This is a genomic window from Marinobacter sp. H13, from assembly GCF_059072335.1.
Window position 1 is genome coordinate 2312466 of record NZ_JCACRU010000001.1, and the last position, 21617, is coordinate 2334082.

Genomic DNA, 21617 nt, shown 5'->3' on the forward strand with positions numbered 1-21617 from the left:
GTCAAACGCGGGCCAAGGTCTGGACGGGGTTTTTCTTCGTAAGCCATGAACTAAGGTTAGTAATTGCATCCATCGAAATGAATCTTGGAGAAAAGGACGTGGCTACCCCCATGAAGAGCCTGCAGGGTGTTGTTCTGTTTTTGTGCAGCCTGTTTCCGGTGCTCACCGCTGCCCAGGACCTGCCTGGTGTTCAGCTGGAAACCGTCTCTTCAGAAGATATCGTTCAGGAAGTGACCCTGAATGGTACGGTGAATGCCCTTCGGGTATCTGGCATGTCGGCGGCGGTTGCGGGCCTGCTGGACGAGGTTCGGGTGGAAACCGGTGATCGTGTTGACCGGGGCGATGTGTTGGTCGAGCTGGATGACGAATTGGTTACCTGGGAGTTGGCCGCGGCAAGAGCCGAGGCAGAAGAGGCCCGCAGTCGCCTGGAGGAAGCCCGGCGTCGCCTGCGTGAGGCCAGATCCGTCGGCGCAGGCCGCAATATCGCGGCCACCGAAGTCAGTGCACGGGAAAGTGAAGTGGCCGCCAGCGAAGCGACCCTGGCTCGCCTGGAAGCCGCCCGCCGCCAGGTGGAAGTCCGGGCCGGGCGCCACCGCGTGACCGCGCCCTTCGACGGTGTGGTCAGCCAGCGCTCCCGGGATCTCGGGGAATGGGTTACCCCCGGTGACCAGCTGCTGACTCTGGTGGATACCGACAACCTTCGTCTGGATTTCCAGGTACCCCAGTCCTTCTACAAACGCATCGACGACAACAGCCGGCTGCTGGTGCAGGATGACCAGGCACTGAGCAGCGCCACCATCGATGTTCTGGTACCGGTCAACGATCCCCAGTCCAGAACCTTTCTCCTCCGCGCCATCAAGCCCGAATCCGTGAAGCTGCTCCCGGGGATGTCGGTACAGGCGGTACTGCGGGTCACTACCGGTGAACGTGGCCTGACGGTTTCCCGCGATGCCATCAACCGGTATCCCGAAGGACGAACCACCGTGTGGATCGCCGAACCGGGGGATGAAGACACCTGGACCGTGAGCGAAAAGCGGGTGCGCCTTGGCACCGGCTTCGAGGGCCGGGTAGAGGTCACTAGTGGTCTTGAAGCGGACCAGCAGGTGGTGGTCCGTGGCAACGAGTCCCTGAGCGAGGGCATCAGCGTTCGCATTGCCGAACGGGAGAGCCGCTGATGTTTGCCGGCATTATCCGCCACGGCACTCTGGTCACCGTTATTGCCCTGATTGTCGCGATCCTTGGGGCTGCTGCAGCACTGCGGATTCCGGTCCAGATGATTCCGGATCTGGAGGTGCGGACGGTCACGGTGGAAACCAGCTGGCCAGGCGCCACGCCCCAGGACATTGAGAAGGACATACTGATTGAGCAGGAACGGTTCCTGCGCAATGTTCCTAACCTGAGCCGGATGACTTCCACCGCATCCAGCGGAGCGGCGGAGATCGAGCTGGAGTTCCCGTTCGGGGTGGATATCACCGAGACCCTGATCCAGATCAATAATGCCCTGAGCCAGGTGCCGGATTATCCGAGGAACGTCGATGAGCCGCGCATAGTGGCGGCGTCGTTCTCCTCCAACGCATTCATGTATTTTCGCATCGCCACCCTCGAAGGCAATCCCCGTGAGCTGGACATCGAGCTGATGCGCGATTTTATCGAGGACCGCGTGCGGCCCAGGATGGAGAGCGTGCCGGGGGTTTCCGAGGTTACCGTTGGCGGTGGTGCCGACCGGCAGATGCAGATCATTGTGGACGAATCCGCCCTGGCCCAGCGCGGCCTGAGCCTGGTGGATCTGCGCAACGCAATCGTGGCCCGTAACCAGGACATTTCCGGCGGCGAGATCGACTCTGGCAAGCGCCGGTATCTGTTGCGCACGGTCGGGCGCTTTGACGACGTTGAATCCCTGGAACAGCTGGTGGTACGCCGGCAGGGTGACAGCGTGGTGCGCCTTGGTGAGGTGGCCCGGGTTCAGCAGGGCCATTCCCGGATCCGGGAGCTGTCCTTTATCGACGGCCAGCGGGTGATTGGCCTGCAGGTGCGCCGTGAAAGCGGCTCCAACGTCATAGATATCAAACGCGCGATGATGGACGAAGTGGCCGCCATCAACCAGGAGGTGCTGGAGCCGGCGGGCATGAGGCTGGGCCTGACCGCAGACGATGCCCGTTACGTGGAAGCCTCGGTGGCCAATGTCTGGACCAATCTGGGTATCGGTGCCGCCTTCGCAACCCTGGTGATGTTCCTGTTTCTGAGATCCGGCCGGGCCACGTTTGCCGGGGTGGTGGGCATACCGCTGTGTGCCATAGCCGCGTTTATCGGGTTGCTGATCACCGGCCGCACCATCAACGTGATCTCTCTGGCCGGTATCGCCTTTGCCATCGGCATGACGGTGGACAACAGCATCGTGGTGCTGGAGAACATCGAGCGACACCGGCGTTTGGGGCTGGACCGTTTCGAATCGGCCCTCAAGGGCGTGCGTGAAGTCTGGCCGGCGGTGCTGGCGTCCACCACCACAACCATTCTGGTGTTCTTGCCGATCCTGTTTATCGAGGAAGAGGCGGGCCAGTTGTATTCCGACGTAGCCATTGCCATCTCTGCCGCCATTCTCGCCTCCATGTTGGTGGCAATCACCATCATACCCACCCTCTGCGCCCGGCTGGATTTCGGCCGCCGGGGCGTGACCACCGATGAATACGGCAACGAAACCTCGGGTCGCTGGAGCGGGGCCGCCATGGGGGCGGTGCGATGGCTGGTGAATGGCACGGTGCGCCGGCTTCTGGTGATGGCAGCCACCGTCGGCTTCAGCCTGTGGGTGATTTTTGTGCTGACCCCACCCGCCGAATACCTGCCGGAAGGCGAGGAGCCCAAGACCTTTGCCGCCATGTCGGCGCCGCCGGGTTACAACCTGCAGGAGATGGAAGCCATTGCCCGCCAGGTGGAAGACTACTTCCTGCCCCACGTGAACGCGGACGGCCAGGCCTACGCCGCGGGCGAAACCAGCGTGCCGCCCATGGCCTATCTCAACATGCAGGTAACGCCCACCAGGATCCGGATCATCGCCGAGACCCTGAACCCGCGGCACATCGAAGCCCTGATGGACGAGATCACCCGGTTCTATGAACAGTTCCCGGGCATGCGCGCCTTCGCGGCCAAAGGCTCCATCATTTCCAGCAACGACGGCGGCACCCGCAGCATCAACCTGGACATCTCTGGGCCGGATCTGGTGTCGGTCTACGGCGCTGCGAACGCTGCCTATCAGCGCGCCGAGGAAATCTTCGACAACCCCCGCATCCAGAGCCAACCCTCCACGCTGTCCCTGGCACAGCCGCTGATCCAGATCATGCCTGACTGGGATCGCGCCGCGGAACTTGGCCTTGGCGCTGAAGGCATTGGCTTTACCGTTGCCTCCCTGACCGAGGGCAGCTACGTCGACGATTTCTTCCTGGACGACGAAAAGATCGATATCTACGTCTACGGCAGCGAGGGTCGCAACCCGTCACTGGACAGCCTGCCGGATGTCATGGTGCACACCCCCCAGGGTGCTACCCTGCCGCTCTCCAGCCTGGCTACCATCGAGGAAACCGTCGATACCAGCACGGTCCGCCGGGTGGACGGTCGCCGCACGGTGACTCTGAACGTGATTCCCCCGGACGATGTGCCGCTCGAAGCCGGCGTTGAGAGGGTACGCACGGAACTGTTGCAGTTCATGCGGGACAGCGGCGCATTGCCCGCGAATGTGAACGTGGATATTTCCGGCGCCAGCGATCAGCTTAATGCCACACGGGAGGCTCTGACCGGCAATTTCATCATTGCCATTGCCATTGCCATTGTCTACCTGCTGCTGGTGGCCATCTTCGCGCACTGGGGATTCCCGCTGCTGATCATGACCGCAATACCGCTTGGCGTGGCCGGTGGCATTGTGGGCCTGGCCCTGATGAACCTGGTCGGTGGCCTGCTGCCCATGATCGGCCTCCAGCCTCTGCGACAACCCTTCGACATGATTACCATGCTGGGCTTCCTGATCCTGATGGGAACCGTGGTGAACAACCCCATCCTGGTGGTGGATCAGGCGCGGCAGAACCTGCGTCAGAAAGGCGTTACCGTAGTACAGGCCGTCACCGCCGCCGTCCAGACCCGCCTGCGCCCGATTGCCATGACCACCCTGACCACCATCTGCGGCCTCTCGCCCCTGGTGTTCCTGCCCGGCGAAGGCACCGAGCTGTATCGGGGCGTGGGCGCCATCGTTCTGTTTGGCCTGCTTGGGGCAGCGATCGTAACCGTGACTTTTCTGCCGTCACTGACCATCTTTGTTCTTGGCTGGCGGGAGCGTTGGCGTCGCTCCAGAGAGGTTTAGCCTCGGAGTATCGCCGTCACGCGCCATGGGAAGTCTTTCTTCCGGGGAAAAGCAACTCGCTTCGCTCAGACATCTTTTCCCCTGCACAAAGACTTCCCATACCACGCGCCGGCTTTCGCCGGCATTGTTAAGGGCCTAGGCCGCGATGGATTCTCGCTGGTTGGCCCGTACTTCCAAGCGGATCTGGTTGCCGTCCAGCAGGACAGGGTAGGTTTTGACCCGCACGGTATCGTCTTCCAGACAGACACCCGTAAGCAGACTGAAATGTTGCTTGTACAACGGCGACGCCACCACCGGCTCCCCTTTCAGATCCCCGGTAATCCCCCGGGCCAGCACATTGGCGCCGCTGAACGGGTCCGTATGGCTGATGGCAAACAACGCCGGCAGCCGATGCGGCAGATAAAACACCGCCACCGGACCTTCTTCGGTCCATACCGCGATGCCAGATTCCGGCACCAGGTCGTCTACGGTGCAAACGGCTTCCCAACGAGTGCGTGGTTTCATTGTGTTTCTCCTATTCCTTGTGCGTTTATTTCAACTGTGCGTTACAAGCGATACCACGGAAGCTTGGTGAGCGAGGTGGTATGGGGGTGCTTTTCTGTCGGGAAAAAGATGTCTGAGCGAAGCGAGTTGTTTTTCCCAGAAGAAAAGCACCCCCATGGCGCCTTGCTCTTCACCAGAACCTAAAGGCTACGCAGACTCCAAAACAGGCCGACGCTGCCCCCGCTCAACCGTCCACTCCTGAACCGGATCGCACTGCGAAGGCGCATTAACAAACTCCCGGAACCGCTTCCGCTTCTCCGGATCCTCGACGGCCGTCTTCCACTCGCACTGGTAGGTCCCAACAATCCCCTCCATGTGCTCCTCCAGCTCAGCGCCGATCCCCAGACTGTCCTCAAGCACCACCTGCTTCAGGTACTCCAGGCCGCCCTCCAGATTTTCCATCCAGACACTGGTGCGCTGCAGCCGGTCGGCCGTGCGCACATAGAACATCACCACCCGGTCAATGGTGCGGATCAGCTCCTCGTCAGACAGATCCGTGGCAAACAGATCGGCGTGGCGGGGGCGCATGCCGCCGTTGCCGCAGACATACAGGTTCCAGCCGTTCTCCGTGGCAATCACACCAAAGTCCTTGCTCTGGGCTTCCGCGCATTCCCGGGTACAGCCCGAGACCGCCATCTTCACCTTGTGGGGCGCCCGCAGCCCTTTGTAGCGGTCCTCCAGGCGAATCGCCATGCCCACGCTGTCCTGAACGCCGTAGCGACACCAGGTATTGCCAACGCAGGACTTCACGGTGCGCAGTGACTTGCCATAGGCATGGCCGGTCTCGAACCCGGCGGCAATCAGTTTTTCCCAGATCTCTGGCAACTGGCTCAGGGTGGCACCGAACAGGTCCACGCGCTGGCCACCGGTGATCTTGGTGTACAGATCGTATTGCTTCGCCACCTCACCCAGCACAATCAACTTGTCCGGGGTGATCTCGCCGCCGGGAATGCGCGGCACAATCGAGTAAGTGCCGTTCTTCTGCATGTTGGCCATGAAGGTATCGTTGGTGTCCTGCAGCGGCACGTGGTCGGTGGCCAGGATGTGCTCGTTCCAGCAGGTGGCCAGGATTGAGGCCACGGCCGGTTTGCAGATGTCGCAGCCGTGGCCCTTGCCGTGCTGACTGATCAGGGTCCGGAAGGTGCGGATGCCGTTCACCTTCACCAGGTGGAATAGCTCCTGGCGACTGCACGGGAAGTGCTCGCAGAGATCTTTGCTGACCTCCACGCCGCGTTTTTCCAGCTCACTGTCCACCACGTTCTTGAGCAGGGCGGTGCAGCCGCCGCAGCCCGTGCTGGCCTTGGTTTCGGCCTTGACGCTGCCAAGGTCCGAGCAACCGGTATCAATGGCGCCGCAAATATCGCCCTTGGTCACGTTGTGGCAGGAGCAGATCGAGGCGGTTTCCGGAAGTGCATCCGGGCCCAGGGCCGGCGCGCCGCCCTGGCTCTCCGGCAGGATCAGCGTTTCCGGATTCTCCGGCAGGGTGATGCCATTGAGGGCGTATTGCAGCAGAGTGTCGTAGTGGCTGTTGTCGCCCACCAGAATGGCGCCCAGCAGGGTCTTGCCATCCTCGCTGATCACCATGCGCCGATAGTGGCCGGCCTGTTCATCGTTAAAGCGGATGTTGCGAGCGCCCGGGGTCTGGGCATGGGCGTCGCCGATGGAACCCACGTCCACGCCCAGCAATTTGAGCTTGGTGCTCATGTCGGCGCCGGTGAAAGCAGTCTCCCGATCACCGTTCAGGGCGGAAGACAGAGTGCGGGCCATGGTGTAGCCGGGGGCCACCAGGCCGAAAATTTTCTGCTCCCAGAGTGCGCACTCGCCAATAGCGTGCACATGGGGGTCCGAAGTGGTGCAGTGGTTGTCGATGGCGATGCCGCCGCGCTCGCCGATCTCCAGTCCACTGGCCCGGGCCAGGGCGTCCTGGGGCCGAATGCCTGCGGAGAAGACGATCAGGTCTGTCTCGAGGAAGGATTCGTCGCTGAAATTCATGCGCAGACGGGCATCCTCGCCCTCGGTAATCGCTGTGGTGGCCTTCTCGGTGTGCACCTGAACGCCAAGCTCCTCAATCTTGTGGCGCAGCAGGGCGCCGCCATCGGCATCCAGCTGAACCGGCATCAGCCGGGGTGCAAATTCCACAACGTGGGCTTCCAGTCCCAGGCTCTTGAGCGCATTGGCAGCTTCAAGACCCAGCAGGCCGCCGCCTACCACCACGCCTGTGCGGGCACCTTCCGAGCTGGCGTGAATGGCATCCAGGTCATCCAGGGTCCGGTAAACCAGGCAGTGCGGGCGGTCATTGCCCTTGATAGGGGGTACAAACGGATAGGAGCCGGTGGACAGCACCAGTTCGTCGTACCGGTAGCTGCCACGGGGCGTTTCCAGAGTGCGATTTTCCCGGTTTATGCCGGTTACCTGTTCGTTCAGGTGCAGTTGAATCCCCTGCTCGGTGTACCACTCCAGGGTACCCATGGCGAGATCGGCATGGCTGGAGCCGCCGAAATACTCGGAAAGGTGGACCCGGTCATAGGCCAGCTGTTTTTCCTCGCCGAACACGATGATCTCGAAATCGGCAGCGGCCGGGCTGGCGCAGAATTGTTCCAGGAAGTGATGGCCGACCATGCCGTTGCCGACGACTATCAGGGTTTTCTTGCTCATGGGTCTGTCCTCTTTCCGGAGCGGCTCATGCCGCCGCCTCGCAGTAGTTCTTGCCGAATGCAATGAAGTCCCGGTAGCGGGAAATATCGTCCTGCTGCTGAATGCGCTGGCTGTACCAGGGGCCGTCCCGGGTGTCGCCCAGCAGTACGGCGCCGGTCAGGCGCTGATTGCGGATCAGCAGCCGGCAATAGTGGTTCTGTTCGTGGTCCTGCCAGACCACGGATTCGGTGTCCCCGTCGGGGCTGATCTGTCCGCAGGAGAAAATCGGAACGCCGCTGATCTTCAGGCGGGTTGGTGTATCCACCGGCCGATACTCGGCGTCTGGAGTGTTTCCGCCGAGCACGCCTGCAAGCACCTCGGCCTGCTGGTATCCGGGTTCCACCAGTCCGAAGGTGGTGTTTCCCAACTGACAACACTCACCCAGCGCAGAGACTGCCGGATCGCTGGTGCGTAGCTGCCCGTCCACGAGAATGCCGCGATCGCATTCCAGGCCGGCAGTCCGGGCAAGCTCGGTAGCAGGCGTGATACCGGTGGCGAATAAGACCAGATCCGTGCTGACGAGAGTTTCGTCATCCAGCTGGACGGCCCGGACCATGGAACGCCCGAGCAGGGCTTTGGGAGCCGTTCCGGTGCGAATATTTACGCCCCGCTCTTCCATGTGCTGTTGCAGGAGCTGACCCCCGATTCTGTCCAACTGACGGTTCAGAAGATGGCCGCTGCGGTGCAGAAGGGTGACGGCCATACCACGCTGGCGGAGACCTTCAGCGGCTTCCAGGCCAAGAAAGCCTCCGCCGACGACCACCGCCCGCCGATGGCGGCCAGCAGACTCAATCAGGGTCCTGGTGTCTTCCAGGTCCCGGAAGGTCATGACACCCGGAAGGTCTGCGCCCGGTAGCCCCGGTTTTGCGGGCCTCGATCCGGTGGCCAGCACCAGATGGGTGTAGGGCTGTACCCGACCGGATCCGGTGGTCACCGTCTGATCTTCCCGATTGATGGTGACTACCGGTTCTCCGTTGCAGACTTCAATACCGCTGTTCCGAAACCACTCGTCCTGCTGCAAGGCCAGCGAAGCTTCGTTTGTTTCACCGGCCAGCAGCAGCGAGAGTTGTATCCGGTTGTAGGCAGCGGATGCTTCGCCGTTGAACACGATGATGCGGGTAAACGGTCTGACTCGCCCACGGCAGAGAGCTTCCAGCAGGCGTTGCGAAACCATGCCGTGCCCGCAGATCACCAGTGTCGATTCAGTGTTTCCTGTCATTTCGCTCGAACCCGTACTTTTCGACCAAACAAAAAAAGCCGGAGCATCTATTCCCGAGGGGAAGTCGATGGTCCGGCGCCAATGCCAACAACAATGATCTGATGGTCCGGCCTGATCCTTGGCCGAGACGTTCGTCCTTACCAATTGCAAAGCGATCTTCGTGCCAGTTCTACGAACCTTTAAAAATCAGATAATTAGAATTTTATAAGGCTGCTATCACCAGTACGAACACTTGAAAACTGCCCTGCGACGGGGCGGATTGCACGGTTTTGGGCCAGATGCGGTGGCGCGGTAATTGCTGCGCACTGGCAGGAGGTTGGTTACGCGAGTGACTGATCTGACCGTGATTGTCGCATTTGAGGCTGTCTGCCTCCGGAGTCTGTTATGAACACCAAACGTGCCCCCGCCTATAAATCGCCATCCGCGGGCGACTACCTGATTGCCTCGAAAAGCTGCGAGTTGATGAACCTCCAGTACTTCTTGCAGATGGGCAAACTGGTCCAGTGCATCAGCAATCTGGTACATGCACTGCAGTGCGAGCGGGGTGCGTCTAACGTGTTTCTTGGTTCTTCCGGCGAAAAGTTTGCCCAGGAGCGAAAACACCTGGTTGCGACGTCGGATCAGCTCCGTTCTGAGTTTGAGCAGGCCCTTGCCGAGATTCACCAGGAACTGACGGCGCATCCTGTCAGTAGCCGCCTGCTTAACCAGCTTGCGAGCGCCCTTCACGGCCTTGAGGGCTTGCCCGAACTGCGACGGTGTGTGGTGGCCCGGAAAGTAACCGCGGCCTCTGCCACCGAGGATTACAGTACCCTGATCCACAACCTGATTGCGGTGGTGTTTGAGGCCGCAGATACCGCGGTTGACCCCACCATAGCGGGGCTTCTGGTGGCCATGGTGCACCTGATGAACGGCAAAGAATTCTGTGGACAGGAGCGGGCTGTCGGTTCGGCGGGGTTTTCCAGTGGCCGGTTTGATCGTGCACTGTCAGAGCGCATGGCGCACCTGATTGAGGCGCAGGAACGCTGTTTCGAGGTGTTTAACAGCTTTGCCGATGAGGGTTCCCTGGACCTGTGGGAAAAACTGCGCGAAAACCCCCGTGAGTCCGAAATTGAAAACCTCCGCCAGCGGGGCACAGCCATTGGTCGTTATAAAGACCTGGACCCGGCCCTGGCCGATGAATGGTTCAGGCTCATGTCTGAGCGGATGGATGAGCTCAAAAAGATAGAGGATTCCGTGGAGGGCTGTTTTCACGCCCGTTGCACCGAGCGTTTTGCCGATGCCAGAAACTCGCTGGCCCACCAGGAAACCCTGATTACTTCCCTGGATGCCCAGGAACCGGCTTCTCAACCCATGTTGGTGCTGTGCGATTCCGGAAACGAACAACAGGCCGGTGAGTCCTGGGCCAGCGATGGTATTGGTCAGCAGTTTGGCCGCTCCATCTTCGATCTGGTCCAGGAGCAGACCCGGCGCCTGCAACAGATGACCGATGAACTGCAGAGTGCCAGGGAGGCTCTGGAAGACCGCAAAACCCAGGAAAAAGCCGTGCTACTGCTGATGGAGCATCGCAGGATCAGCAACGACGAAGCTCACCGGGTATTAAGGAAACTGGCCATGGACCAGGGCCGGAAGTTGCCCGAGGTAGCCCGGGCCCTGGTGTCCATGGCGGATGTGCTGAAGTAACCGAAACGTATCACGTCCTGGCGGCCCGGGCCTTCGGTTGCTCACCCTCGGAGGCTTCCGGCTTTCCCGAACGACGTGGCGAGATGTGCTCCAGCTTGCGCTGTTTCTCGTACAGGAAGCGCAAGACCTCCTGCCGGTAATGCACGTATTCCGGGTTATCGGCCAGAGTCACCCGGTTGCGCGGCCGGGGCAGGTCAATGTAGAGATCCTCGCCCACGGTGGCCTCGGGCCCGTTGGTCATCATGATGATCCGGTCTGACAGCAACACCGCCTCGTCCACATCGTGGGTGATCATGATTACCGTGTTGTTCAACTCCTGCTGAATCTCCATCAACGAGTCCTGTAAGTGGGCCCGCGTCAGTGCATCCAGCGCGCCGAACGGTTCGTCCATCAGCAGCACGCTGGGCTTCATGGCCAGGGCACGGGCAATCCCCACCCGCTGGGCCATACCACCCGATACCTCACCCGGTCGCTTGTCCGCCGCATGGGCCATATTCACCAGCTCCAGGTTGTGATGAATCCAGTCGCGTCGCTCCTGCTTGCCCATGGATTTTCGAAAAACCTGCTGCACTGCCAGCTCGACATTCTCGTACACCGTCAGCCAGGGCATCAGCGCATGGTTCTGAAACACCACCGCACGCTCCGGCCCCGGCGAATTCACCTCATGGCCATCCAGCACACAGCCGCCCCTGGTCGCCTGAAGCAGGCCAGCCACAATGTTCAGGACGGTGGACTTGCCACAACCGGAGTGGCCAATCAGGGAAACAAACTCGCCCTTCTGTATCTTCAGATTAATGTTGTCCAGGGCCACAAATGGCCCCTTCGGCGTATCAAACGCCATCTCAACACCAGTCAGTTCCAAATGTGTTTTACTCATAGAAGTCACCTCTCAATCATGCGGAGCACCGGGCAGGGGATGCCTCCCGGGACCCTCAAAAACATGGATGTTTTTGCGGAGCGTACAGGGATGTATTCACCGCGTGTCCCGGGAGGCATCCCCTGCCCGGTGCGGCATACTCCAAACCAGGGCTCATTCGTTCCAGGCCGCCCTGCGCTGAATCAACAGCATCACCCGATCCAGCACAAACCCGATAAACCCGATAGCCAGAACCGCCACCATGATCCTGCTCAGGGACTGGCTGCTGCCGTTCTGGAACTCGTCCCAGACAAACTTGCCCAGCCCCGGGCTCTGGGCCAGCATCTCGGCCGCGATCAGCACCATCCAGGCAATGCCCAGCGACACCCGAAGGCCGGTGAAAATCATCGGCACCGAAGAAGGTAAAACCACCTTGCGGACATGGGTCCAGAACGACAGCCGCAGCACCCTGGAGACATTCAGCAGATCCGGATTGACCGCGGCCACACCGACGCTGGTATTGATCAACGTGGGCCATAGACTGCACAGAGTGACCGTGATCATGGAGGTCAGGAACGACTTCTCGAACATCGGGTCATCGCTCACGTAGGTTGCTGAGACCACCATGGTCACCAGCGGCAACCAGGCCAGCGGTGACACCGGCTTGAACACCTGGATCAGCGGGTTGACCGCCGCCTGGAAATGCCGGTTCAGGCCAACCACGATGCCCAGGGGCACGGCGATAGCGGTCGCCACGATGAATCCGGCCAGGACCGTAACCAGACTGGTCAGGATCTGGTCGGGAAAGGTGGGGGCACCGGGGTAATTCCGGATCCTGACCTCAGCCTCGGGGTTGTCCGCCAGAATCCGGGCGTTCCGCTCTTCCTGCATGGCAATGAACTTGTCGGCCCGCTCGCGTTGGTTGACGTGCTCCTGCCAGAGTTGCTGCGATTGTTCCCAGACCTGTGCCGGGCCCGGGAAGCTGCCCAGGGAGGTATCCACCTGCGGTGCAGCCAGATGCCAGAAACCGACAAATACCAGAATACCCATCAGTGGCAGCAACATCTGGCGCCCGGTGGCGGCGAGCTGGCGGGGTGTCAGCGACTCACCGAGGGACTTGAGTCTCTGGCCCAGCCATCGCGGCGGCTGGGAGGTGTGTTTGGCCGAAGTGATCGTAGTCATGGTTATCAAACCTCCTTGCAAACCCGGTTACGGGGTTTGCGTACCTTTCAGGCCGATGTCGAAACTGTCGATATAGGCGTTGGGTGTTCGGGGGGTGAAGCCGATACCGTCAATCAGCTCCCCCTGTTGCGGGCGCTGAAAGTTCTCGGCATCGAAGTCCGGAAAATCCGAGGCCTTCAGGGTGCCGTCGGCAATCAGTGAACGAGCTGCCTGCTCGTAGATGTCGGCCCGGTAAACCCTGGCTGCGGTTTCCATGTACCAGTCGTCCGGCTTGGCCTCGGGGATCTGGCCCCACCGGCGCATCTGGGTGAGATACCAGATGGCATCAGACGGATAGGGGTAGGTGGCGTGATACCGGAAGAAGACATTGAAGTCCGGAACCTCGCGAATGTCGCCTTTTTCATACTCGAAGGTGCCGGTCATGGAGTTGGCGATCACCGCCTTATCGGCACCCACGTAGCTGGGCCGGGCCAGGATTTTTACGGCCTCGTCCCGGTTGGCGTTGTTGTTCTCATCCAGCCAGTGGGCGGCCCGAATCATGGCGCGCAAAAGTCGCAGGTGGGTGTTGGGATAGTCTTCGGCCCACTGCCGGGTAACCCCAAAGACCTTTTCCGGGTTATTCGGCCAGATTTCGTAATCGGTGATCACCGGCACGCCGATGCCCATGAAAACCGCTTGCTGATTCCACGGCTCACCCACGCAGTAGCCCTGGATGGTGCCCGCCTCCATGGTGGCGGGCATCTGCGGCGGCGGAGTTACGGACAGATGCACGTCGGCTTCCAGGGTGCCGCTGGTGTCGCCGCGCTGGGGCGCGTAGTAGCCGGGATTCAGGCCACCGGCCGCCAGCCAGTAGCGAAGCTCGTAATTATGGGTGGACACGGGAAACACCATGCCCATCCGGAACCGTTCGCCCCGATCCCGGGCTGCTTCCACGACCGGCCGCAGCGCGCTGGCGCTAATGGGATGTTCGGGCCTGCCGTCGGCATTGTCGGGGATGTGCTGGCTCATGGTGTCCCAGACATCGTTTGAAACCGTAATGCCATTGCCGTTCAGGTCCATGCTGAAGGCCGTGATGATATCGGCCCGGGTGCCGTAGCCGATGGAGGCGCCAAGAGGCTGGCCAGCGAGCATATGGGCGCCATCCAGTTCTCCGGTGATGACCCGGTCCAGCAGCACCTTCCAGTTCGCCTGCGCTTCAAGTTCCACGAAAAGGCCTTCGTCCATAAAGAAGCCCTGTTCCCAGGCAATCGCCAGGGGCGCCATATCGGTCAGCTTGATAAAGCCGAGCTTGAGGTCCGGCTTCTCGGCCGGACCAATTTCCGCGTGAGTCCCCGTGCTGACTGTCCAGAAGGTGGCTGTTAGCAGAATTCGAGTGAGCCAGCGGGCGGTTCTTCGTGTGAGCGTGTACATGGATATACCTCATTCTGTGTGGCCCAAACGCAAAAACGCCCGCTCTCCGTTGCCGGAAAGCAGGCGCCTGTGCCTGGGGATCAGTTTTCTGTTGAGTCGTAACGCGCGTCTCTGTTTTTAGTCTTGCATGGCCCGTGCCATATCGGCTGGTCTAAATAAAACAACGAGTTAGGAGAGTTCTTCGAGGAGGCGGCAGGTATGGTGAGCGGGTATTCGTCTGGTTTTAGTGCGTGGTAGGGCAGGTTTGCACCACTTTGATACCGGATTTGGTGGTTGGCCCGGAACCTTGGCGCATTGATGCGGGGCTGAAATCCTCGAGGGCCGCCATAGTCGGTGCCTGGCAGACCCCGGAGCCGCTCTCGATCGGAATGGCCCTGTTATTGCAACCGGTTATGCGACTGTTCAAGACAACCTGATTCCACTGGCAACGAAGCCCGCCCCTGATGCGCCTCCAAGGCATCCGGATTGGCGGGCTTTTTTTATGAAACCCGAGGAGGTGCTGTGACCGGTACCAACAAAAAACCGGCGACGGTTCAAACCACCTGCCCGTATTGCGGTGTGGGTTGTGGAGTGAGCGCAACGCCATCTGCGACCCGCGGGGATGAGACACATCCGGCGAATCTGGGGCGCCTTTGCGTGAAGGGCTCTGCCTTACACGAAACGCTGACTCCTGATGGACGACTGTTGCGGCCTGTTGTTCACGGTCGTGAAAGTGCCTGGCCGCAGGCAGTGGCGGAAGTGGCCCGACAGATTCGTGAATCAGTGGCGCTTCATGGGCCCGGGTCTGTGGCCTTCTATCTCTCCGGTCAGTTATTGACGGAAGATTATTACGTGGCCAACAAACTGGCCAAGGGGTTTATCCGCACACCCAACGTGGATACCAATTCCCGCCTGTGCATGTCGTCCGCCGTCGCTGCCCATAAAAGGGCCTTTGGCGGGGATCTGGTTCCCGGCTGTTATGAAGACCTGGAACTGGCGAACCTGTTGGTGCTGGCGGGCAGCAATGCCGCCTGGGCGCATCCGGTGCTGTATCAGAGAATGCAGGCTTCGGCGCGACCCGGCCGCCGGGTGGTGGTGATTGATCCCCGTAAAACCGCGACCAGCGATCTGGCGGATCTGCATCTGGCCATTCGTCCCGGGACCGATACGGTGCTGTTCAATGGCTTACTGGTCTGGCTGGCCGACCAGCAGGCTGTTGATAATGGCTATCTGGCGGAGCATTGCGAGGGTTTCGACGCCAGCCTCAGCGCTGCCAGATCCGCGGCACCCTCTCCCGAAGCGGTGTCCAGGATCTGTGAGCTGCCGGTAGAAGATGTCATTACCTTTTACCGATGGTTCGCAGAAGAGCAGCGCACGGTGACGGCGTTCTCCCAGGGCATCAATCAGTCTTCGGCCGGCACCGATAAGGGCAACGCCATCATCAACTGCCATCTGGCCACAGGCCGGGTGGGCAAACCCGGCGCCAGCCCCTTTTCCCTGACCGGCCAACCCAATGCCATGGGTGGCCGGGAAGTGGGTGGGCTGGCCAATACCCTTGCCGCTCATATGGATTACGACAGACCGGATGCCCGGGCCCGCGTGGCCCGGTTCTGGGAGACCGAGGCGGTCGCGGATGGACCGGGAATGAAAGCCGTCGACCTGTTCGATGCGGTTGAGCGGGGTGACATCAAGGTGTTGTGGATCATGGCCACCAACCCTGCGGTCAGTTTGCCGGAGACCCATCGTATCCGGCGGGCTCTGGACCTGTGCCCGACTGTCATTGTGTCTGATTGTGTCAGGGACACAGACACCGCTCGCCATGCGGACATCCTGTTGCCGGCGGCAGGTTGGGGTGAGAAAGACGGCACGGTTACCAATTCCGAACGCTGTATTTCCCGTCAGCGGCGCTTTCTGCCATTGCCCGGAGAGGCCCGGCCGGACTGGTGGATCGTCAGTGCGGTGGCCCGCGCCCTGGGACACCAGGCGGGTTTTGACTATGAGAAGCCCGCGGACATTTTCCGGGAACATGCCCGGTTGTCGGGGTTCGAGAACGCCGGTCAGCGTTTCTTCGATATTTCCGGGCTGGCGGAGTTGAGCAATGAACAATACGAGTTGCTTGAGCCTGTCCAATGGCCGGTTACCGTGGCGGCGTCTGATTCCAGGCGACTGTTCACTGACGGTCGGTTTGCGACCGCCAACGGGCGCGCCCGCCTGATACCGATTGCCTCTCGATTACCGGCCAGGAATCCGAATGAAGCGTTTCCGTTGATCGTGAATACGGGCCGTATCCGGGACCAGTGGCACACCATGACCCGGACAGCCCGGTCCAGCCGGTTGCTGGCCCATCGCCCCGAGCCGTTCATTGAGGTGCATCCCGAGGATATCCGGGCGCTTTCCCTCACCCCGGGGGCATTGGCAACACTGAAGAGTGCCCATGGGCACTTTGTCGGCCGGGCGCGCAGTGCGCCGGAGCAGCGGCGTGGTGAGGTGTTTGTGCCGATCCACTGGAACGATCAGTTCACCGGGCAGGGTCTGGCTACAGCGCTTACTGACAGCCTGGTAGACCCGATATCCGGGCAACCGGAAGCCAAGCACGGTCGTGCTACCCTCACCCACTGGCCTGCCCGTTGGTATGGACGTTTGCTGGTGCGACGGGATCGTCCAAAACGCTGGAAGGCAGACTACTGGGCCCAACAGGTTCTGCCCGATTGCGATAGCTGGATCGTGGCGGGGCAGTGCAAAATGGATTGGAAAAGTGCTGTGCCAGACTGGCTCGGCGGCCAGCCGCAGCTGGTGATGGAAGATGTCCGCGAAGGCCGCTTCCGGGCGGCGCGGTTGCGCAATGGTCAGTTGGAGGCGGTACTCATGGTGGATCGTGACGCGGCTGCCTTGCCATCCGTGGACTGGCTGGTCAGCTGCTTTAGTCAGCCAGAGCTCGACGAGGCGAGCCGGCGCGGCCTGCTGGCGGCAAAGGCCGTCGATGGGGATGATGCTGGCAACCTGGTTTGCAGCTGCTTCCAGGTTGGGGACCGACAGATTCAGCAGGCAATTGGGCGGGGTGCCAACAGCGTCGATGCCCTCGGCCGTGAGCTCAAGTGTGGCACCAACTGTGGGTCCTGTGTGCCGGAGATACGGAGCCTCCTGGTTGCCTCTACCGAGGTGGTGTAAGCGGGCTTAGCATCTGCACAGGCACTCTGTATCGCACCCCTTTCGAGTGCCCGATGCCGTCCACGGTGCAGGTCTTTCGATTGACCCGAATGATCTGCCCGTGCAGTTCCCGCCGGCCGGCACCAAAACGCACGGTATCGCCCACCTGCCAGTGGGCCATCTGTTGCCTTGTGTCCACAGGCTCGAAGGGCGTATCCGGTAGCGCCAGACCCTGTTCCCTCGCCTCATCTGCCAGGGCCTTACGGGTCGCTTGCGCCGCCCCGTTCTCGTGCAACTCATCCAGAATGGTATAGAAATGGCGGTTGTGCACAGAGCCCCGATATCGCTGGCCGGCACTTTGCTGCAGGAGATGGGCAAACTCGTGGCAGCAGGTGTGTGCCAACAGATTCAGAGTGCTCAGTTCCCCGCCAAAGTACCCCCGTTTCCGGATCTCTCGGCCTGACAGCCAGCCGCTCGCCGTCTCCGGCTGGTGCTTGGCGGCAATCATGCGGGCACCGTAGGTGATCAGGTGTTGCCGGTCTCGAGAATCGTAACGGTGATAGGTGGCCTGGCCGGACCCAACCCGGCAATGCAGGACGCTGCCCGGATTGCGTTCCCGGACCCATTGCTCCGCCGGTTGCCAGAGCCAGTCCCGGGTGACGGCGCACATGAGTTCGCCAAGGCTGATGGCGGTCTGGGTTGGTAGGGGCGTTTTCTGCAAACTTGGGTACCTGGCTACTTCACGGATGCGTAATACCAAACAAGCTTAACGTTCGAATTTACGGTTTGCTATGGTCTGGCTCGGCAATATTATGCGGTGGTACTGATTATCGACCTTGGGAAAGGTCCAGCAAAGCCGACACTTGAATGACCTATGCCATTCAGACAAACTGTCACCATATATAAATAAGTGGTGACGATTTGTCTGGCTCCGACTCCGCCCGATCTTCCAGGGCAAAACTCCAAACCATGTTCCGTCAACGCGGCGGTCAGCTCCGCCTGACAGAAGCGCTGGCTCGGGGCTTTAGCCGGTACCAGTTCTATCAGCTTCGGGACGAGGGGCTGATTGAGCCGGTCAGCCGTGGCATTTACCGGCTGGCGGACCTGCCCTCAATAGAGAACCCGGATCTGGTGGCTGCCGCTACCCGTTTTCCCAATGCGGTGCTTTGCCTGATTTCCGCGCTGGCCTGGCACGACATTACTACACAGATTCCCCATCAGGTGCATCTGGCGGTGGAGCGGGATGCCCGTTTGCCGGTGCTGGATTATCCGCCGGTAGCCGGGTACCGGTTCTCCGGGCGGGCCTTTAGTGAAGGCATTGAACAGGTTGACGTGGATGCCATCACCCTGAACGTCTACAACCCGGAGAAAACCCTGGCCGACTGTTTCAAGTTCCGGAATCGAATCGGCATGGATGTGGTTCTGGAGGCGTTGGATCTATACCGCACCCGCAAAAACTTCCGTCCAGGAAAACTGATGGAATATGCCAGAATCTGCAGGGTCGCCAATGTCATGGCACCCTACTTGGAAGCCAAGCTGTGAACAGAATCATCCTGGCGATGGAATAAAAAGAGTGAAAGGAGATCACGGTGGCACAAAACACTGCTGCGTCCGTTCGGCAGAGATTGCTGAATAAGTCCCGGGAAGAAAAGCGTCGCTTTGATGAACTGCTGCAGTATTACGCCATGGAGCGGTTTCTTTACCGGTTGAGTCAGTCGCCCCATAACCGCTGCTTTACCCTCAAAGGTGCGCTGATGTTCTGGGCAATGCAGGGGCCGAACAGCAGACCGACACGGGATATCGATATGTCGGGCCAGACCAGCAATGATCCAGAGGCTATTCTGGCCCAGGTGGGCGAGATTATTGCGACTGAGGTGCCGGATGATGGCTTGCGATTTGATCCGGATACCCTGAAGGCGGAGACCATTACCGAAGATGCAGACTATCAGGGGCTAAGGGTGACCTTCAGCGGTTTTCTCGACAACGCCAGGATTCCAATGCAACTGGACATTGGCTTTGGCGATCCCATATTTCCGTTCCCATCCTGGCTGGAGTTCCCGGGCTTGCTGGATTTTCCAACTGCACGGATTAAGTGCTACACCCCGGAATCGTCGATTGCTGAGAAGTTCCAGGCGATGGTCAACCTTGGCGAACTGAACAGCCGGATGAAGGACTTTTACGATATCTGGCTGCTTTCGCGTCAGCACGAGTTCCGGTTGGAAAATCTCGAGGGGGCGGTTGAGGGCACCTTCCGAAAGCGTGGGACAGCAATCCCTGAAACCAGTCCCTTTTCTGCCGCTTTTATGGACAGCAAGCAACCACAGTGGCGGGCTTTCCGTAAGCGCCTTGGCCAAGAACATGTGCCAGAGGCTTTTTCGGAGGTAGTAGAGGCGGTGGTTGAGTTCCTCGGCCCTTTGATGCTGAGCAGAGACGTGGACGCGCCCAAGGAAATTTGGTGCCCACCCGGTCCATGGAGTCGGCAGGCTTATGGCTAGTCTTATTTCGGAAGACAGTATCAAGCAAGAACTTTTGCAGCGCTTGCAGCATATTTACGGCTCCAATGGGCTGGACCGTCATACCGAAAAGCTGGAAAACCTGACATAGACAGCATAGATCATTCGCGTGTTTTACTGACAGACAAAGAAGATAGAACTTCGCCGAACACGTCATCCTGAGTACTAATGGTAATCCATGAAGAAGGGTGTTCCGAGGTCGCGATAAATGCAGTGGTGTAGCCTTTGACGGTGACCGAGAAGCCGTAGGCGCTGCCACCCAAATCCAACTTTTTGACCTTACCAGAGTATTGTTGCGTTTCGAAAGGCTGCACTTCGATAGCATCAAACCGACTCTTACTGAGTTCGAACGTCAGATCGTTGGAGGTGCGAAACTCAATGGATGCCTGGTCAGTTACAGCACAACCTGAGACCAGGCTGGCCAAAACAATCCTTAAAATTATGAATCTTCTCATTACCGGTTGTATTTCGACGTAAAGCTGCTGGAAGGCTGCTGAATTCGGGACTCGGGTGAGTGGTAGCTATGCATTATTCTGAAATCTTCGCGCCATTTATCCGCAATGACGTTGAGCTTTCAACTGGGCCCTGGAAGGTAATAAGCGATTGAGCTTGGCCGTTCGGTACAATAAATACGGTTCTAAAGTCCCCCTGAACTACTCCAAATACCTGAGCTTCGGGAATTTGCTCCATCCAAATTGGTTTACTTGAACCCTGATTGGCACTCTCAAAAAGCGTCGTTGAGGTGTCAATCGCTGAACTTGAGCTTACTGTACTTGGAATCTCCTCCGATCTGACAAAACCTACGACCCGGTTGTTTCTCAAAAATACAAGCTCGCCATCCCTCATCTTCACAGAGGAGAACATCTTTTCTGGTACTTCTATAGCTAGTTCGCTGTATGGTTGAATGACCAATGAAGATTGGGATGCGCAGCCGGAGAGAAGAAGTAAAAATGATAAAGCTAGGGCTGTCCTTGCCATGGTGGGAGTCTCATCTCAATGTCGTTTCGATAGAGGATCTGAACTGGCCAGAACGAACAGTTCGGCAAATCCAGCTTACCTTCACTTCGTTCTGCAAAAAAGGTTTCCCTGCCTCGCGAATCAGGCGTAAAGCCCATTTTGTGATCCTGCGTGTTGGTCGTAGTAGGTCCTGTGGAGAAGGAACAGCATCAACCCATCTACTACAATCGACGGTTTCCACGAGCATATGGGCGATAGCGCGCACGGTTTCTTCGGTTACGCTGCTTTCAGTGAATCCTGAAGCAACAGAATGGCCGTAGAACGCCTTCATGATGGCTCTGATTTTATCAATGTCTTCGGCCGACAATTGACTATCCATTTTTTTCATCCCTGCAAAGGCAGAAGGACCCCTGCGGGGCCCTTCTGGCGTGATTACGCCTCGATCGGCGAACGCCAGTCGTCAGCACCGGAAGTACCGGCAACGGCGTGCTCCCAGGTTACCTTGCGGTAGGACAGGGAAACGGTGACCAGCTGGGTGAAGTCGGCGTTGCCGGCGTCCTGGCAGTGGGGCATGTTGCAGTTGATGTCGATAATGGTCGCATCTTCGAGGATGGTGGAGAAGAAGTGCTCCTGCTTGCCCTCAACGGAGGTGCGGTACCACTTCAGCTCGACCTTGGGCAGCATCTCGCCGGAGGCGAGGGCGTTGTACATCAGCGGGGTGGCCTTGTTCAGGGCGGAGGTGAACTTGAACGGCTTGTGCACGCGCTGACCGGATGGCTGACCGGACTGGGGATCGGTCGGTACGGTAACAACGTGGCTGAATTCCTGCACCAGCACTTCGTCTTCGTGGCCTTCCACGTAGATGTTACCGACAGAATCGGACGTGAATGCGCCGGCGGTGATGTTGCCCTGGGTCTGGCCTTCGATGCTGATATAACAAGGAGTTGGCATAGTCTGCTCCATGACTTGTGAATGAATAGTGTCCCCGGGTGTTCCCTGGACGCGGACTTTCATTACAAAGCCTGTGCCAGAAGAGGAAATAGTTTTTAAAACAGTGGGTTATCTTTTTTCTCGGAGATGTCCCCGGCGGGC

At 59.5% G+C, this 21617-nt stretch carries 17 protein-coding genes; 6 read left to right on the top strand and 11 right to left on the bottom strand.

Annotated features, from left to right (window positions below; genetic code table 11):
- Positions 1-98: 98 nt before the first annotated feature.
- Both AC5JQH_RS10675 and AC5JQH_RS10680 read left to right on the top strand, forming a co-directional pair.
- Positions 99-1175 carry an efflux RND transporter periplasmic adaptor subunit gene (locus tag AC5JQH_RS10675; protein ID WP_227507862.1) on the top strand — a complete coding sequence of 359 codons (1077 nt, stop codon included), beginning with the start codon at positions 99-101 and terminating at the stop codon, positions 1173-1175.
- On the top strand, positions 1175-4345 hold the full coding sequence (locus tag AC5JQH_RS10680) for an efflux RND transporter permease subunit (protein ID WP_493805566.1): 3171 nt from the start codon (positions 1175-1177) through the stop codon (positions 4343-4345). Before AC5JQH_RS10675 ends, AC5JQH_RS10680 begins: the two co-directional genes overlap by 1 nt.
- Before the next feature lie 135 nt (positions 4346-4480).
- Here AC5JQH_RS10680 and nirD read toward each other — a convergent pair whose 3' ends face one another.
- The 3 genes from nirD to AC5JQH_RS10695 all read right to left on the bottom strand — a co-directional run bounded on the left by nirD (position 4481) and on the right by AC5JQH_RS10695 (position 8801).
- Positions 4481-4849 carry a nitrite reductase small subunit NirD gene (gene nirD / locus AC5JQH_RS10685; RefSeq protein ID WP_008176927.1) on the bottom strand — a complete coding sequence of 123 codons (369 nt, stop codon included), beginning with the start codon at positions 4847-4849 and terminating at the stop codon, positions 4481-4483.
- Positions 4850-5035: 186 nt separating this feature from the next.
- Complete coding sequence (gene nirB / locus AC5JQH_RS10690) at positions 5036-7543, bottom strand: nitrite reductase large subunit NirB (RefSeq protein WP_493791261.1); 2508 nt, start codon at positions 7541-7543, stop codon at positions 5036-5038.
- Positions 7544-7568: 25 nt separating this feature from the next.
- Positions 7569-8801 (bottom strand): NAD(P)/FAD-dependent oxidoreductase, encoded by a 1233-nt coding sequence (locus AC5JQH_RS10695; protein ID WP_493805567.1) that lies wholly within the window; start codon positions 8799-8801, stop codon positions 7569-7571.
- A 384-nt stretch (positions 8802-9185) separates the two neighbouring features.
- Between AC5JQH_RS10695 and AC5JQH_RS10700 the strand changes: the two genes are divergently transcribed.
- Positions 9186-10481, top strand: coding sequence for a nitrate- and nitrite sensing domain-containing protein (locus AC5JQH_RS10700; protein ID WP_092033062.1), 1296 nt, complete (start codon positions 9186-9188; stop codon positions 10479-10481).
- A gap of 10 nt (positions 10482-10491) precedes the next feature.
- Here the strand turns inward: AC5JQH_RS10700 and AC5JQH_RS10705 are convergent, their stop codons facing one another.
- From AC5JQH_RS10705 to AC5JQH_RS10715, 3 genes are all read right to left on the bottom strand, one after another.
- The gene (locus AC5JQH_RS10705; protein ID WP_273084169.1) at positions 10492-11358 is read right to left on the bottom strand and encodes an ABC transporter ATP-binding protein; all 867 of its coding nucleotides are present in this window, start codon (positions 11356-11358) and stop codon (positions 10492-10494) included.
- Between the two features lie 153 nt (positions 11359-11511).
- Positions 11512-12519 (bottom strand): ABC transporter permease, encoded by a 1008-nt coding sequence (locus tag AC5JQH_RS10710; protein WP_493805568.1) that lies wholly within the window; start codon positions 12517-12519, stop codon positions 11512-11514.
- A gap of 27 nt (positions 12520-12546) precedes the next feature.
- Positions 12547-13929, bottom strand: coding sequence for a CmpA/NrtA family ABC transporter substrate-binding protein (locus AC5JQH_RS10715; protein WP_493805569.1), 1383 nt, complete (start codon positions 13927-13929; stop codon positions 12547-12549).
- A gap of 501 nt (positions 13930-14430) precedes the next feature.
- Between AC5JQH_RS10715 and AC5JQH_RS10720 the strand changes: the two genes are divergently transcribed.
- Positions 14431-17076 carry a nitrate reductase gene (locus AC5JQH_RS10720; RefSeq protein ID WP_493805570.1) on the top strand — a complete coding sequence of 882 codons (2646 nt, stop codon included), beginning with the start codon at positions 14431-14433 and terminating at the stop codon, positions 17074-17076.
- Here the strand turns inward: AC5JQH_RS10720 and AC5JQH_RS10725 are convergent.
- Positions 17060-17725, bottom strand: coding sequence for a hypothetical protein (locus AC5JQH_RS10725; protein WP_053115514.1), 666 nt, complete (start codon positions 17723-17725; stop codon positions 17060-17062). The two genes, AC5JQH_RS10720 and AC5JQH_RS10725, sit on opposite strands and share 17 nt — an antisense overlap.
- 299 nt (positions 17726-18024) lie before the next feature.
- Between AC5JQH_RS10725 and AC5JQH_RS10730 the strand changes: the two genes are divergently transcribed.
- A complete protein-coding gene (locus tag AC5JQH_RS10730) occupies positions 18025-18597 on the top strand; it encodes a type IV toxin-antitoxin system AbiEi family antitoxin domain-containing protein (RefSeq protein WP_008176946.1) in 573 nt (190 codons plus the stop codon).
- 47 nt (positions 18598-18644) lie between these two features.
- Positions 18645-19550 (top strand): nucleotidyl transferase AbiEii/AbiGii toxin family protein, encoded by a 906-nt coding sequence (locus AC5JQH_RS10735; protein WP_008176949.1) that lies wholly within the window; start codon positions 18645-18647, stop codon positions 19548-19550.
- A gap of 119 nt (positions 19551-19669) precedes the next feature.
- Here the strand turns inward: AC5JQH_RS10735 and AC5JQH_RS10740 are convergent, their stop codons facing one another.
- From AC5JQH_RS10740 to AC5JQH_RS10755, 4 genes are all read right to left on the bottom strand, one after another.
- On the bottom strand, positions 19670-19993 hold the full coding sequence (locus AC5JQH_RS10740; protein WP_273084176.1) for a hypothetical protein: 324 nt from the start codon (positions 19991-19993) through the stop codon (positions 19670-19672).
- A gap of 103 nt (positions 19994-20096) precedes the next feature.
- Positions 20097-20546: a hypothetical protein gene (locus tag AC5JQH_RS10745; protein ID WP_493805571.1), complete on the bottom strand. Its 450-nt coding sequence runs from the start codon at positions 20544-20546 to the stop codon at positions 20097-20099.
- Positions 20547-20556: 10 nt separating this feature from the next.
- Entirely contained in the window at positions 20557-20904 is a 348-nt protein-coding gene (locus AC5JQH_RS10750; protein WP_139043689.1) for a hypothetical protein, read from the bottom strand.
- Positions 20905-20957: 53 nt separating this feature from the next.
- The gene (locus AC5JQH_RS10755) at positions 20958-21476 is read right to left on the bottom strand and encodes an Hcp family type VI secretion system effector (protein ID WP_008176957.1); all 519 of its coding nucleotides are present in this window, start codon (positions 21474-21476) and stop codon (positions 20958-20960) included.
- Positions 21477-21617: the final 141 nt, after the last annotated feature.

Bases quoted from the DNA above. Each gene is read 5' to 3' on its own strand.
- AC5JQH_RS10680 (WP_493805566.1), top strand. From the start codon at position 1,175: ATGTTTGCCGGCATTATCCGCCACGGCACTCTGGTCACCGTTATTGCC.
- nirD (WP_008176927.1), bottom strand. From the start codon at position 4,849: ATGAAACCACGCACTCGTTGGGAAGCCGTTTGCACCGTAGACGACCTG.
- nirB (WP_493791261.1), bottom strand. From the start codon at position 7,543: ATGAGCAAGAAAACCCTGATAGTCGTCGGCAACGGCATGGTCGGCCAT.
- AC5JQH_RS10695 (WP_493805567.1), bottom strand. From the start codon at position 8,801: ATGACAGGAAACACTGAATCGACACTGGTGATCTGCGGGCACGGCATG.
- AC5JQH_RS10700 (WP_092033062.1), top strand. From the start codon at position 9,186: ATGAACACCAAACGTGCCCCCGCCTATAAATCGCCATCCGCGGGCGAC.
- AC5JQH_RS10705 (WP_273084169.1), bottom strand. From the start codon at position 11,358: ATGAGTAAAACACATTTGGAACTGACTGGTGTTGAGATGGCGTTTGAT.
- AC5JQH_RS10710 (WP_493805568.1), bottom strand. From the start codon at position 12,519: ATGACTACGATCACTTCGGCCAAACACACCTCCCAGCCGCCGCGATGG.
- AC5JQH_RS10715 (WP_493805569.1), bottom strand. From the start codon at position 13,929: ATGTACACGCTCACACGAAGAACCGCCCGCTGGCTCACTCGAATTCTG.
- AC5JQH_RS10725 (WP_053115514.1), bottom strand. From the start codon at position 17,725: ATGTGCGCCGTCACCCGGGACTGGCTCTGGCAACCGGCGGAGCAATGG.
- AC5JQH_RS10730 (WP_008176946.1), top strand. From the start codon at position 18,025: ATGTTCCGTCAACGCGGCGGTCAGCTCCGCCTGACAGAAGCGCTGGCT.
- AC5JQH_RS10745 (WP_493805571.1), bottom strand. From the start codon at position 20,546: ATGGCAAGGACAGCCCTAGCTTTATCATTTTTACTTCTTCTCTCCGGC.
- AC5JQH_RS10750 (WP_139043689.1), bottom strand. From the start codon at position 20,904: ATGGATAGTCAATTGTCGGCCGAAGACATTGATAAAATCAGAGCCATC.
- AC5JQH_RS10755 (WP_008176957.1), bottom strand. From the start codon at position 21,476: ATGCCAACTCCTTGTTATATCAGCATCGAAGGCCAGACCCAGGGCAAC.